The sequence below is a fragment of the Mycoplasma cottewii genome, assembly GCF_024918975.1.
Classification (GTDB): domain Bacteria; phylum Bacillota_I; class Bacilli_A; order Mycoplasmatales; family Mycoplasmataceae; genus Mycoplasma; species Mycoplasma cottewii.
Window position 1 is genome coordinate 372,279 of the sequence record NZ_CP103424.1, and the last position, 15,259, is coordinate 387,537.

13 protein-coding genes are annotated in these 15,259 nt (G+C 26.8%); all 13 read left to right on the plus strand.

Annotated features, from left to right (window positions below; all coding sequences use genetic code 4):
- Positions 1 to 9 precede the first annotated feature (9 nt).
- The 13 genes from NX779_RS01645 (at position 10) to NX779_RS01705 (ending at position 15,243) form a co-directional block, all read left to right on the plus strand.
- Positions 10 to 558, plus strand: coding sequence for a tRNA (cytidine(34)-2'-O)-methyltransferase (locus tag NX779_RS01645; protein ID WP_259430464.1), 549 nt, complete (start codon positions 10 to 12; stop codon positions 556 to 558).
- A complete protein-coding gene (locus NX779_RS01650; RefSeq protein WP_259430465.1) occupies positions 558 to 1,409 on the plus strand; it encodes an HAD family hydrolase in 852 nt (283 codons plus the stop codon). The genes NX779_RS01645 and NX779_RS01650 overlap by 1 nt, the downstream gene beginning before the upstream one ends.
- A gap of 15 nt (positions 1,410 to 1,424) precedes the next feature.
- Entirely contained in the window at positions 1,425 to 3,167 is a 1,743-nt protein-coding gene (locus NX779_RS01655; RefSeq protein ID WP_259430466.1) for an MAG1210 family protein, read from the plus strand.
- Between the two features lie 29 nt (positions 3,168 to 3,196).
- Positions 3,197 to 3,862, plus strand: coding sequence for a LemA family protein (locus NX779_RS01660; protein ID WP_259430467.1), 666 nt, complete (start codon positions 3,197 to 3,199; stop codon positions 3,860 to 3,862).
- A 151-nt stretch (positions 3,863 to 4,013) separates the two neighbouring features.
- Positions 4,014 to 6,152 (plus strand): ATP-dependent Clp protease ATP-binding subunit, encoded by a 2,139-nt coding sequence (locus NX779_RS01665; RefSeq protein ID WP_259430468.1) that lies wholly within the window; start codon positions 4,014 to 4,016, stop codon positions 6,150 to 6,152.
- Positions 6,153 to 6,164: 12 nt separating this feature from the next.
- The gene (gene hrcA, locus NX779_RS01670; protein ID WP_259430469.1) at positions 6,165 to 7,202 is read left to right on the plus strand and encodes a heat-inducible transcriptional repressor HrcA; all 1,038 of its coding nucleotides are present in this window, start codon (positions 6,165 to 6,167) and stop codon (positions 7,200 to 7,202) included.
- Positions 7,189 to 7,752 carry a nucleotide exchange factor GrpE gene (locus NX779_RS01675; RefSeq protein WP_259430470.1) on the plus strand — a complete coding sequence of 188 codons (564 nt, stop codon included), beginning with the start codon at positions 7,189 to 7,191 and terminating at the stop codon, positions 7,750 to 7,752. Before hrcA ends, NX779_RS01675 begins: the two co-directional genes overlap by 14 nt.
- A gap of 83 nt (positions 7,753 to 7,835) precedes the next feature.
- A complete protein-coding gene (gene dnaK, locus NX779_RS01680) occupies positions 7,836 to 9,605 on the plus strand; it encodes a molecular chaperone DnaK (protein WP_259430471.1) in 1,770 nt (589 codons plus the stop codon).
- Positions 9,606 to 9,677: 72 nt separating this feature from the next.
- The gene (dnaJ, locus tag NX779_RS01685) at positions 9,678 to 10,808 is read left to right on the plus strand and encodes a molecular chaperone DnaJ (RefSeq protein ID WP_259430472.1); all 1,131 of its coding nucleotides are present in this window, start codon (positions 9,678 to 9,680) and stop codon (positions 10,806 to 10,808) included.
- Between the two features lie 138 nt (positions 10,809 to 10,946).
- Positions 10,947 to 11,906, plus strand: a complete 960-nt coding sequence (locus tag NX779_RS01690) for a DHH family phosphoesterase (protein WP_259430473.1) — start codon at positions 10,947 to 10,949, stop codon at positions 11,904 to 11,906.
- Positions 11,906 to 13,351, plus strand: coding sequence for an MFS transporter (locus NX779_RS01695; protein ID WP_259430474.1), 1,446 nt, complete (start codon positions 11,906 to 11,908; stop codon positions 13,349 to 13,351). The genes NX779_RS01690 and NX779_RS01695 overlap by 1 nt, the downstream gene beginning before the upstream one ends.
- Before the next feature lie 97 nt (positions 13,352 to 13,448).
- The gene (gene mnmA / locus NX779_RS01700; protein ID WP_259430475.1) at positions 13,449 to 14,573 is read left to right on the plus strand and encodes a tRNA 2-thiouridine(34) synthase MnmA; all 1,125 of its coding nucleotides are present in this window, start codon (positions 13,449 to 13,451) and stop codon (positions 14,571 to 14,573) included.
- 49 nt (positions 14,574 to 14,622) lie between these two features.
- On the plus strand, positions 14,623 to 15,243 hold the full coding sequence (locus tag NX779_RS01705; protein ID WP_259430476.1) for a hypothetical protein: 621 nt from the start codon (positions 14,623 to 14,625) through the stop codon (positions 15,241 to 15,243).
- Positions 15,244 to 15,259: the final 16 nt, after the last annotated feature.

Sequence of the window (15,259 nt, forward strand, 5' to 3'; positions counted from 1 at the left end):
GGAGAAATTATGACTGATAAAAGAAAATTAAACATTGTTTTATACGAACCAGAAATTGCTCAAAATGTTGGTGCAATTATGAGAACTTGTGTTGCTATTAATGCTAAATTACATATAATCGAACCTTTAGGATTTATTTTTGATGAAAGACATTTATCACGTCCAAGTGCAAATGAGTTTAAATTTGTTGATTGCACCAGATATGATGACTGACAAGATTTTAAAACTAAAAATCCTGATATTAAATTATATTGTTTATCAAGATATGGTCAAAAACCAATTTCTGATTTTGATTTTACAAAAGTTAATGATGATGTATTTTTAATGTTTGGTCGTGAATCAACTGGAATTTCAAAACAAATTATTAAAGATAATTTTGATACTACTTTTAGAATTCCGATGATCGCTGAAGCTAGAAGTATTAATATAGCAAATACTGTTGGTATTGCAAGTTATGAAGTTTTAAGACAATGAGATTACTTAGATTTAGTTAAGCATGAAGTTCAAAAAGGAAAAGACTATATTATGTCTGATGCATGAAAAGGAATTGAAGATTAATGAAAAACGATCATTTTTATGTTTTAAGTGATTTAGATGGAACTATTGCTGATAAAGATTTAAATATTTCTAAAGCTACAATTAAATCAATTAAAAAATATCAAAAGAAAACGAATCATAAATTTAGTTTTTGTACTGGTCGATTAGATGCTTGTAATAAAAAAATAGCAAAACAATTAAAAGTAAAACTACCAATTATCGCTTGTAATGGTGCTTTAATTACTGATTTAAACACTAACAAAGTTTTATTTGCTGAGTATTTAGATAGCAGTTTAACAGCAGATATTATTAAAATGTGTCATGAAAATCAAATTGATGTTGCTTGTTATGCTCCAAATATGATGTTAGGAACTGATCAATCTAAAAGAATTAAAGTTTGAGAAAAATATATGTCAAACATTAGAAAAAAATATCGTTGAACAATTATAAAATTCGATACATTATTAGAATTATCAGAAAAAATTAGATCAGAAGAATTTAAAGTTGTTGAATTAATAATTAATATGTCTGGAATTAAAGAAGATCAAGTTCAAGATAAACTTAAATTGTTTGACAAATATTTAGATAAATTTGATTTAGTTCAATCACTTCCAACAATGTTTAACATTATGAAAAAAGGTGTTAATAAACTAACTGGTTTACAAAAATGATCAGAACTAATTAACACAGATTATAAAAAAGTAATTACTTTTGGTGATAATCATAATGATATTGAAATGGTTAGTGGAGTTGATAAAGGTTATGCAACAGCTAATGGTGTTGATAAATTAAAACAAGTAGCTTATCAAGTTTGTGATACAGTTGAAAACAATGGAGTAGGAAAAGAACTTGAAAAGATATTAAATAACTAAGAAAGGAAATCAAAAATGAATAATGATGTTATTTTAGATCCGGTTCAAGAATTTGAAAGTTATTTACATAAAAATGAACAAATTATTGAAAAATATTTTCAAGAATTTACAGAACAATCAGAAATTAATATTGACAAAAATCGTAGCCAAGTTAAAAAAATTAACGAATCTAAACACAAATTAGATAGATCAAATACAATTTTAAAAAGAGTAAAAATATGATCAATAATTAACATAATAGTTATAGTAGTTTCTAGTTTAGCGTTTGCATTTTTCATCTATGCTATTACTCAATCAAAAGAAATGAAAGGCTCTGAAAAAACAACTGCAATAATTTGTATAACTGTATCTGTTATTGTTGCAACAGCATTTCTATTAATACAAGTTTTATGAACAAGAAAAAAGAGAAAAGAAATTGATAGTATTGTTGATAAAGCTAACAAAGCATTTAAAAAAGAATTAAAAAAAGGTTATGATCAGACATTTGATCTTATAAGTTTAATTGATCATGGTACTAAAGAAAAAATCTTTTCTGAAACTATGCCTTTAATTAAATTTAAAAGATTTTTAACTCAACAAGGTCTAGATAATTTTAAAAAGAAATACAAACCTATTAATTATTATTATGACAAGGAATTATCATGCACAGCTTTAAAATCAGGATCAGTTTATAACAATCCATTTATTTTATCTAGCAGTTCTAAAATTGAAATAGAGTCTAAAGAATACGTTGGAAGTTTAGTTATTTCTTGACAAGAAACTCAAGGAGATAAAATAGTTACTAAAACTCAAACTTTAGTTGCTAGTGTGGTTAAACCTTTTCCTGTTAAATATGATTTTTCATATTTAACATTTGGTGTTGATCTTGCACCTAACTTAAACTTTACAAGAACGGCTGCTGGGTTAAATGAATTAAGTCAAAGAGAAAAAGAAAAATACGTTAAAAAAATTGAGAAAAGTTTATATAAATATGCTGAGAAAAACCTTAACTTTTCTCCATTAACAAATACAAAATTTGAAGCTTATTTTGGAGCATTCGATAGAAATGATGACAGAGAATTCCGTTTATTATTCACCCCACTTGCTCAAGAAAATCTTGTTCGTTTAATTGAAGATAATAAAGCTAGTTTTGGAGATAATTTCGATATGATCAAACAAAACAAGAGTCTTTCAATAACTTCAAATGAATTAATAGAATTTAAAATAAATGATACTTATCCAATGATTGAATCATATAGTTATGATGAAATTAAAAAATACTTCTTTGAAACAAATAAATGATATTTCTTAAATATGTATTCAATTTTTGCTCCATATTTTGCTATACCAACTTTAAATAATATTGATGTTGATAGTCAAGATAAAAAAGAATCATCAAAAGTAGTGTTAAGTAAACCTGAAATTGAAGCTCAATTATCAATGTTAGACAACTCTTTATTTAAACATAAAGAAGCTAAAACAGATTCATTATTATACGTTAAATCATTTGATCCAGACACTCAAATAGCTCGTGTCGAGTCTAAAGGATATGATATAGTTGAAAGAGTTGATTTTGTTCCAGTATGAGGAAGAGATGGAAGTTTACATAATGTTCCAGTTCCTTGACAAGAATATATTGAATGTACTGCTTTTGGTAAAGTAAAAATAACTCCATTCAAAGAATTTAGTATCGATGATGATTGATATGAAAATGTTGGTTCAAAATTAAACAAAAATCAAATTACAACAGATCTAGCAATTGTTGAGTTTGTAGATTAAAGTATAATATTTAAAAAGGAGACAAACAAATGGCAAATCAATTAGATGAAATTAATGGTCCTGTTTTTGAAGATGGACGTGAAATTAATGTTATCAATAAACAACTTCCTATTACAGTTGGGGTTGGATCAAAAATATTTGAAATTGTACTATGAATATTAATTATTCCTGGTTTAATTTTCCAATATAGAAAAGTTAAAGCTAGAAATTATTTAGCACAATTAGAACAAAAAATCCAAGCAAATGCTTCACAAGTTGACAACTATTTAGAACAAAGAGTTCAGGTTATGAAAAACTTAGCAAGTTTATTATCTAAATCAATTGATGTAGATAAAGATATTATGAAATCAGTTGCTGCTTATAGAAGTGGAATTGATTTATCTAAACAATCAAGAACTGAAGTTTTACAAGAAGTTGAGCATAATATTAGAGGATTACAGCTTCAATTTGAAAATTATCCTGAATTACAATCTCACAAATCAGTTAGAGAAGCTATGCAACAAAATATATATCTACAAAAAGAAATTACTGCAACTCGTGATATATATAACGATTCAATTAATCAATGAAATAGAGCGATTAATGAATGACCTGCAAAACAAATGGTTGCTGCTAAATTGGGATATACAACAAAAATTCCTTTCGCTACAACAAGTGAAATTAAACAACAAGCAAGACAAGATTTCTTTGCTTAATTAGGTTGAACTTAAAAGTTCAACTTTTTTATTTCTCTAAACAAAAACGTAAGTTTTTTAAAAATTAGCACTCTCATTGTTGAATTGCTAAAAATAGTGATACAATAATTGTAGTTGAATAATTTGTATTTAAAAAAAGGGGTGTAGTTTTATGGAATTTCAAGAAAAAGGAACTGTAACTGATGCTTTAAAAAAATATACTAGAGATTTAACTAAAAATGCTAAGGACGGAAAATTAGATCCTGTTATTGGACGAGAAGAAGAAATATCAAGACTTATTCAAATTCTTTCTCGTAAAACAAAAAACAATCCAGTTTTAATCGGTGAACCAGGAGTTGGTAAAACTGCTGTTGTTGAAGGATTAGCTCAACGTATTGTAAAACAAGATGTACCTGATCTATTAAAAAATAAAAGAATCTTAGAATTAGATATGGGAAGTTTAATGGCTGGAGCAATGTATATGGGTGATTATGAATCACGTGTTAAAGCTATTGTTAAAGAAATTGAAAAATCTAATGGTGAAATTATTTTATTTATAGATGAATTGCATTTAATCGTTGGAGCTGGAAGAACTGGATCTGGTGGTGGAATGGATGTTTCTAACTTATTAAAACCAGCACTAGCTAGAGGTGAATTAAGAGCAATTGGAGCAACCACTTTAAATGAATATAGAGAATATATTGAAAAAGATGCCGCTTTAGAAAGAAGATTTCAAAGAGTATTAGTAAATGAACCTACAGTGGATGAAACAATTTCTATATTACGTGGATTAAAAGAAAGATTTGAAACATATCATGGAGTTAGAATTCACGATAATGCATTAGTTGTTGCTGCTAAATTATCAAGTAGATATGTAACTGATAGATTCTTACCAGATAAAGCAATTGATTTAGTAGATGAAGCTTCTGCATCAATCAAAACTGAACTAGCAAGCGTTCCAACCGAACTAGATCAAGTTAATAGAAAAGTTATGCAACTTGAAATTGAAAAATCTGCTTTAGAAAAAGAAAAAGATGATAAATCAAAAGAAAGATTAGCTGAAGCGATTAAAGAACTTGAATCTCTTAAAAAACAACAAACCTCTTTAAATGAAAAATGATTAAAAGAAAAAGAATATTTAAATAAAATTAATTCTTTAAAATCAACTATTGAAAGTTTAAAACAAGAACTAGAAAGAGTTCAAAGTGATGGAAATTATCAACGTGCAGGAGAAATTCAATACTCACTACTACCATCACTTGAAAAACAATTATCAAGTTATGAAAATGATTCAACTGACAGAATAATATCTGAAGAAGTAAGTGAAAAAGATATTGCTCAAGTTGTTGCAAAATCAACAGGTATTCCAGTTGATAGATTAATTTCATCAGAAAAAGAAAAACTATTAAACTTAGATAAATTATTAAAAATCAGAGTTAAAGGTCAAGATGAAGCTATTAAAGCTGTAACTAATGCGATTATAAGAAGTAGAAGTGGAATCAAAGATCCTGAAAAACCAATTGGAAGTTTTCTATTTTTAGGACCAACTGGAGTAGGTAAAACTGAAGTTGCGAGAAGTCTTGCTGAAATTCTATTCAACTCACCTAAGAAAATGATTAGACTTGATATGAGTGAATATATGGAAAAACATTCAGTTGCTAAATTAATCGGTGCTCCTCCTGGCTATGTTGGTTATGAAGAAGGTGGAAGATTAACTGAACAAGTTAGAAGAAACCCTTATTCAATAATTCTATTTGATGAAATCGAAAAAGCACATAGTGATGTATTTAACATATTACTTCAAATTTTAGATGATGGAAGATTAACTGATTCACTAGGAAAAACTATTGATTTTAAAAATACAATTATTGTAATGACTTCAAATATCGGTAGTGAACAAATACTAGCTGCAACAAATTTAGAACCTGCAACATTTACAACAATTCAAGATGAATTAAACAAAAACTTTAAACCTGAATTTTTAAATAGAATTGATAATATAATATTTTTCAATGCATTATCAGAAAATACAATCGGTGAAATTGTAGACAAAGTTTTAAATGAATTATCAGAAAGATTAATAAAAGATCAAAGCTATTACATTAATTTCTCTGAAGCTGCTAAAGATAAGATTATAAGAGAAGGTTATGACAGACAATTTGGTGCACGTCCTATTAAAAGATATATAGAAAAAAATGTTGAAACTTTATTAGCTCATGCAATCATCAGTCAGACAATCCAAGAAAATCTAAGATATACAATTGATGTTAAAGAAAATGAATTTGTTTTAGAAAAACAACAAATAAATTAGTTAGGATCAGTTATGTTAAAAGAAAGACAAATAAAAATATTAGAAGCGATTGTCAAAGAATTCATTAAAACTAATCAACCTGTTGGATCAAAAAGAATCTTAGAATTATTAGATATTAAAGTTTCATCAGCAACAATTAGAAGTGAATCAGTTGTTTTAGAAGAATTAGGATATTTAGAAAAACAACACACTTCAAGTGGAAGAACACCATCTACTAAAGGTTATAGATTTTATGTAGATAATATTATGAAATTTAATAACAATGAAGATAAAGATTTAAAAAAATATCTTCAACAAATATTTGAACTTCGTAATTATAATGTAGATAAAACTATAAATTATGCTAGTGAAATAATTAGTGAAATTACTAAAATGACTGCTGTTGTTGTTAAAAAAACTAACTTTAATGATATCAATCTTAAAAAAATAGATTTAGTTATTATTTCAGATCAAATTGCTAATGTTGTGTTTATATTCTCTGATGGATCAGTTCAAAATAAAGTATTTAATTTAAATGATATTAGTTTAGAAGATCTTCAAATTGCTATTAAATTATTTTCAGATTCTTTATTAGAAGTTAGTTTAGATCAATTAAATGAACATATTGATAAATTAAAAGAACAACTTGCATTAAGTATTAAACAATATGATTATGTTTTAAATACATTTATAAGTACAATTTTAGATTCTAAAACAGATCAAAAAGAAATTCACGGAATGAGATATATGTTAGAAAATCCTGAATTTAGTGATACTGAAAAACTAAAAAAAGCTGTAAAATTAATGGAAGAGATTACTCCATTTCAATGATTCGATATAGCATATGAATCAAATAAAAGTTTAAATAAAATTTCAACAAAAATAGGTAATGAAATTAATGAAAATATTGATGATATTGCTATGGTAGGAACTGAGTTAAAAGTAGGAGAAAATTCTACTGTACTAACTTTGATAGGACCAAAAAGAATTGATTATTCTCAAGTTAATAGGTTGATGAATTTAATCATTGAGATTTTAGAAGGAAAGGATTTGGATTATGGCAAAACATAAATCTAAAAAAGATGAAATATTAAAAATATTAGATTCTTTAGATAAAGAACAAGCTGATAAAGTTAATGAGTACATCAAAAGTATTAAATCTAAAAATGATGAGTTAGTTGAAGAAAATAAAAAACTAAAAGAAGAAATAGATTATACAAAACAACTAAATGTTGCTGATATTGCAAATCTAACTAAAAAATATAACCAAAAAGAATTAGAAATTAAAAAATATGGTGCATCAAAATTAGCTAAAGATATGATTCAACCAATTGAATTATTAAAAAAAGTTATTAATTCACCAATTAATAATGATGCTGTTAAACCATATGTTATGGGATTTGAAATGATTTCAAATCAATTAGTTCAGTCACTTGAATCAAATTATATTAAACCAATGAACACTCAAGTTGGTGAAATGTTTGATTCAACAAAACAAGAAGCAACTGAAGTAGTAGAAAATACTGAATTTGAATCAAATAGAATTGTTGCTGTTTTAAGTGAAGGATATATGATTCACGATAGAGTATTAAGTTACGCACTTGTTAAAGTAGCTAAATAATAAATTAAAAAATCTAAAAAAATCAATAAACTTAACAATTTAATAAATTTAAAAATTCGATAAATTAAGGAGATAAGAAAATTATGGCAAAAGAAAAAATTATTGGTATTGATTTAGGAACAACTAACTCTGTTGTTTCAGTTTTAGAAGGTGGACAACCTATTATTTTAGAAAACCCTGAAGGACAAAGAACTACTGCTAGTGTAGTTGCATTTAAAAACTCAGATATTATTGTTGGTGGAGCAGCTAAACGTCAAGCTATTACTAACCCAAACGTTGTTCAATCTGTTAAATCAAAAATGGGAACAAACTCAAAAATTAACTTAGAAAATAAAGATTATACTCCAGAACAAATTTCAGCTGAAATTTTAAGATATATGAAAAATTATGCTGAATCTAAACTAGGACAAAAAGTAACAAAAGCAGTTATTACTGTTCCAGCATACTTTAATGATGCTCAACGTAAAGCTACTAAAGATGCTGGTAAAATTGCAGGATTAGAAGTTGAAAGAATTATTAACGAACCAACTGCTGCTGCTTTAGCTTATGGTTTAGATAAATCTGATAAAGAAGAAAAAGTTTTAGTTTATGACTTAGGAGGAGGAACATTTGACGTTTCTATTCTAGAAATTGCTGATGGTACTTTTGAAGTTTTATCAACTAGTGGAAATAACAAACTAGGTGGAGATAATTTTGATGAAGCTATTATTAATTGATTATTAGAAAAAATTAAAGCTGAACACTCAGTTGATTTATCAAATGATAAAATGGCTCGTCAAAGATTAAAAGATGAATCTGAAAAAGCAAAAATCAACTTATCAAGTCAATTAGAAGTTGAAATTAACTTACCATTTATCGCAATGAATGAAAATGGACCAATTTCTTTTGCAACAAGTTTAACAAGAAATGAATTTAACAAAATTACTAAACATTTAGTTGATATGACTTCTCAACCAGTTCAAGATGCTTTACGTGAAGCTAAATTAACTGCTAAAGATATTGATGAAGTATTATTAGTTGGTGGATCAACAAGAATTCCAGCTGTTCAAGATTTAGTAAAAAGTTTATTAAACAAAGAACCAAATAGAACAATCAATCCAGATGAAGTTGTTGCAATGGGTGCTGCTATTCAAGGAGCTGTGTTAGCTGGTGATGTTACTGATGTGTTATTATTAGACGTTACTCCATTATCATTAGGTATTGAAACAATGGGTGGAATTATGACTAAATTAATTGACCGAAACACTACAATTCCAACTGAAAAATCACAAATTTTCTCAACTGCAGTAGATAATCAACCAGCTGTTGATATCAACATTTTACAAGGTGAAAGACCAATGGCTGCAGACAACAAATCATTAGGACAATTCCAATTAACAGGAATTCAACCAGCTCCAAAAGGTGTGCCTCAAATTGAAGTTACATTCAAAATAGATGCTAATGGTATTGTAAGTGTATCAGCAAAAGATAAACAAACAAATGAAGAAAAATCTATTACAATTTCAAACTCAGGAAACTTAAGTGATGAAGAAATCAACAGAATGGTAAAAGAAGCTGAAGAAAATGCAACAACTGATAAAATTAAAAAGAAAAATATTGAATTAAAACACAAAGCAGAAAGTTACATTAATGTAATTGAAAGTTCAATTAAAGAAGCTGGAGATAAAGTTTCACCTGAACAAAAAGAACAATCAGAAAAAATGGTTGCTGAAATTAAAGAATTAGTGAAAAATGAAGATTACGCTGCTTTAGAACAAAAAATGACTGAACTAGAACAAGCAATGGCTGCTGCTGCTGAATTTGCAAAACAACAAGGTCAAGATCCAAACCAAGATCCAAACCAAAATCAATAATTATAAATTTTAAATATGACAAACTAACGAGTGTTAGTTTGTTTTATTACATAAATCAGAAAGAGAGAAAATATGGCAAAAAGAGATTACTATGAAGTTTTAGGTGTTTCAAAAACTGCAAGTGAAGATGAAATTAAAAAAGCTTACCGTAAGCTTGCCAAAAAATATCACCCTGATCTAAATAAATCACCAGATGCTGAAGAAAAATTCAAAGAAATCAACGAAGCAGCTGAAGTTTTAACTGATAAAGATAAACGTGCTAGATATGATCAATTTGGTCATGCTGCTTTTGATCAAAATTCTGGATTTGGTGGATTTGGTGGTTTTGGTGGATTTGAAGATATCTTTAGTCAAATGCGTTCATCAGGTGGAGGTTCATCATTTTTTGGAGATATATTTGGTGACTTTTTCGGATCAAATTCTCGTTCCGATTCTCAAAGAGTAACAAAAGGTGAAAGTATAAAAATTAATATCTTTTTAACTTTCAAAGAATTATTATTTGGTGCAGAAAAAATTATTGAAGCTCAATTATTAACTAGTTGTAAAACATGTGATGCAACCGGAGCTAAATCAAAAGATGATATCACTAAATGTAGTAAATGTTTTGGAACAGGTCATGTTAATATCCAAAGAAATTTAGGAATGATTCAATTCCAACAAAGTGCAGTTTGTCCTGATTGTGATGGTGTTGGTCAAATCATTAAAAATAAATGTAAAGATTGTCGCGGTAAAGGTCATTATTTTGCTAAACAAAAAATTGAAGTTAATATTCCTAAAGGTGTGATGCCTGGTCAACAAATTAAAATGGCTAACAAAGCTCACGCTTCATTAAATGGTGGACCTAATGGAGATGTTTATATCGATCTATTATTAAAAGAATCTAAAGTTTATGAAATTATAAATGATTATGATCTGAAAATGATTTGAAATGTATCTTATATTGATGCTATTTTAGGAAATGAAATTACTATTCAAACTTTAGATGGTGATGTTAAAGTTAAATTACCAAAAGGAATTAGTTCAAAAGAAACAATTAAGATTTCAAATAAAGGTTTATATAAACAAGTTAATAGAGATAAAAGAGGAGATTTATTTATTGAAATAAATATCGCTGTTCCTAGAAATATATCTAATAAAGAAAAAGAATTAATTCAAGAATTATCTGAAAATTCAACTTTTGAACCTAAAAACATAGTTGAGTAATTATTTTTTTTAAGCATGTAGGCAAAATTTTTGTTTACATGTTTTTCTTTTTAAAATATAATAACAAAGGATAGCTAATATGTAGAATCTAAAAAATATTAATTGACATTAAAAAGATTGAATATAAGGAGAAAATCTATGGATAAAATAGCTGTAAAAAAAATATTGGATCTAATTAAAGAAAATGATTCAATTATACTTTTAAGACACGTTACTCCTGATGGAGATGCTTATGGATTTCAATTTGGTTTAAGAAATCTTATTAAGTTAAACTGACCAGAAAAAACAGTAAAAATTGCTGGAAATCCTACTAAATACTTAGACTATATTGGTAGTGATTTTGACGAAATTAGCGATGAAGAGTTCAAAAATAGTTTAGTTATTATTGGTGATACTGCCAATAGACCAAGAATTGATGAACCACGTTGACACTTAGGAAAAACAATTGTTAAAATTGATCATCATCCAAATAGAGACGTTTATGGTGATGTAATGTGAGTTGATCCTAATTATTGTGCAACTTCAGAAATGTTAGCTGATATTATTTATCAAAATCCAGAATTAAAAATTGATGCTGAGACTGCGAGAATAATTTATCACGGAATAGTAACTGATTCTAATAGATTTATGTTACGTTATCCAAAACCAAGAACATTTAGATTAGCAGGTTTCTTATTAGAACAAGGCTTTGATTTAAGTGAACTATATCAAACTATGTATCAAAAAACTGAAACTGATTTAAAATTAACTAGTTATATCTATTCAAACTATAAATCAACTAAAAACGGAGTTAGTTATTTATATCTAAATTATTCACAATTAAAAGAACTTGGTTTAGACACTGATTATGTTGCTTATGAGTATGTTAACTTATTAAGTAATATTAAAGATAGACCTATTTGAGCGTTCTTCTGTGAATATGAAAACGGATTAATAAGAGTTGAACTACGTTCACAAAACATTCAAATTAATCAAGTTGCTGAAAAACACGGTGGTGGTGGACACAAAACTGCTGCTGGAATTAAAATTAGTAGTTTTGATATTGCTGATCAAGTTGTTCAAGATTTAGATGCTATTTTAGAAAAGGAGGATAAATAGTGAACAAGTTTAAAAATATGTTCAACAACAAATTTAAAAATTCGTTCAATTGATTAAATGAAAAGCATTCTGAACCTATCACTCAAGAAAATCTTTATGATTTCATAATTAGAAGAGATTTTTCATATAATCAAAATATGACATTTTTTATGACCTTTTTAGGTTATATGGTTTTCTATTTTACAAGAAAACAATGAACTTTTTGAGGAAGTATTGCTGTAACTGAGAAAATGATAACTAGTGACCAATTTGCTTTAGTAGGATTAGTGTTTGCTATTGCATACGGGTTATGTAAATTTATAACTTCACCACTTTCTGATACAAAATCAAATCGTTGATTATTAGGATTAGGATTAATTGGTGCTGGAATTGTTAATCTTTTAATAGGATTCTGTTTTAGTTCTAAAGCTAATATTACTGCTTCAGTTGTAGGATCATGTATATTAATGGTTTTAGGAGGTTATCTTCACAGTCTAGGAGCAACTCCATCAGTTCGTTTGTTATATAAATGATTCAATCACAACAGCAGAAGAAATAGAATGATATTTTGAAATATTTCTCATAATGTCGGAGGAGCACTAGCTGTTTATATAATTCCTTTATCATTTACAATTTTTGGTGAAAAATTAGGAATGGTTGGTTATTTCGTATTACCAAGTTTATTAAGTGTTCTTACTGGTGTTCTTGTTGTTATATTCGCAAAAGATAGACCAGAACAAGTTGGATTACCATCTCTTGAAAAATACTATAATTTAAAATTAATAGGTAAAACTGAAAAAACACCTACTGAAGAAGATAACAAACCATTTATTTATTTCTTTGTTAAATATGTATTAAAAAATAAATGAATTTGATTACTTGTTATAGCAAATATTTGTACATATACAATGAGAGCAGGACTAAGTGATTTTACTTTAAGATATCTAAAAGACGTTTATAATTTTGATATTAAAAAGGAAGCTGGGTTAATTTATTCAATGATGGATTGAGGAGCAGTTGTTTTAACTCTTGCTGTAGGTTTATCAGTTAATAAATGATTTAAGAGATTTGTACCTATTGTAATTTTATCTATTGCAATTACAATCTTTGCTATTATTGGAGTATGACAATCAGGTGACAAAATTTCATTATTAGCATTTTCTATGTTCTTAGGTGGATTTATATTTATCCCTCAAACATTCTTTGGAATGTTATCTGGGGAATTCTCACACCACAGAGTAGTTTCTACATCTTCAGGAATACTGGGAATTACAAGTTATGTAGTTGCTGATGGTATAATTTCAAAACTTGTTATCGGTATAGGTATTTTAGGTGGTAAAGCAGGAGAAAATGTAAAAGGATCTATGGCTCAATTCCAAACAATGTTCATATTAATGATCGTGTTAGGTATTATTGCTTGTTTATGTTTAGTTCCTATGTGAAATAAAAAAGTTTCAGGAAAATAGAACTATAATAAATTTAAAAGAATAAAGCTATTATTAATTAATAGTTTTATTTTTTATTTTAAAAAGTTAAAATATTAGTTAGGAAAAAAGGAGATATATGAAAAAAGTTATAGTTGGTTTAAGTGGTGGAGTTGATTCATCTGTTGCTGCATATTTATTAATTCAACAAGGATATGAAGTTGAAGGTTTATTTATGAGAAACTGAGATTCAGCTGCTAATAATGATGTTTTAGGAAATACTAATATTAATGATAGTGTTTGTCCTCAAGAACAAGATTATTTAGATGCATTAGAAGTTGCAAATAAATTAAATATTAAATTACATAGAATCGATTTTGTTCAAGAATATTGAGAACATGTTTTTGAATATTTTATTAGTGAGTATCAAAAAGGAAGAACTCCTAATCCAGATATTTTATGTAATAAATATATTAAATTTGATAAGTTTTTAAATTACGCAATTAACGAATTAAAAGCAGATTATATAGCTATGGGTCATTATGCAGGAATCAGATTTAATCAAAAAACTAATCAATATGAAATGATAAAAGCAATTGATGATAATAAAGATCAAACATACTTTTTATGTCAATTAACTCAAAACCAACTATCAAAAACGCTATTTCCTTTATATAACTTAACAAAACCTGAAATTAGAAAAATAGCTTCAGAGCAAAACTTAATTACAGCTAATAAAAAAGATTCAACTGGAATTTGTTTTATTGGTGAAAGAGAATTTACTAACTTTTTACAAAACTATATAGCTAATCAACCTGGTGATATTGTTGATATTAAAACTAATAAAGTTGTTGGAAAACATATTGGTGTGATGTATTATACAATAGGTCAAAGAAAAGGTTTAAATTTAGGTGGAATGAAAGAACCTTATTATGTAGCTAAAAAAGATATTGATAAAAAAATTATTTATGTTTGTCCTTTTAGTGATGAAAGCTATTTATTATCTAATAGTTGTACAGTAACTGAAATAAATTGAACACTAGATATAAGTAAATATGTTGATGATATTAATAATTTTAAATGTACAGCTAAGTTTAGATATCGTCAGCCTGATAGTGAAGTTGAATTAAAACATATTAAAGATAATGATTATCACATAACATTTAAAACTCCTTTAAAAGCAGTAACTCCAGGTCAAGAAGCAGTGTTTTATTTAAATGACATTTGTTTAGGTGGAGGAGTTATTGATAAAGTTAGTCAATAATTAAAAAATAATTTATAATATATATTAGTTGAAAGAGGGAATAATACTTATGGGATCAGGAAATACAATAATGATGGTTGCGTTATTTGTATTTATTATTGGATTTGTTGTTTGAAGTACTTTAACTTCAAGAAAAGCTAATAAAAAAGAAAAAGAAAAACGTTATCAACAAGTTAGAGACAGAATTAAAGAATATATAGCAATTAATGAATCTAGAAAAAACTTAAGAATAGAATTTGAAAAAGTTTATTCTAGAAGAGGTGCTGAATACAAATATCGTGATGTTTTTGATGTTATTGTTCATTTAGTTTCACCTAAAACTCAAGAAATCATTGAAGTTAGAGCTTATGAAGTTGAAGGTTTAACTACTAAAATTAATAAAAATGATTATAAAACAGACTGAATTGTTAATACTCAATTAGATTTAGAAGAAACTAAAAGAAGAATTGCAATTGGTGAAAAAGAAATTAAACTTACAAAAGAAGAAAAAAAACAATTACGTTTAGCTGAAAAAGCTACTGCAAAACAACTTCAACAAGAAGAAAAAATAAGATTAAAAGAAGCTAAACTAAAATCTAAAGAACAAAAGAAAAACTTAGATATTAATCACGAAAGAAGAATGCATCGTTCAAAACATAAATTTGTTCCAACTAGAGTTAAAGATAATTAATAAATTTAAAATTACA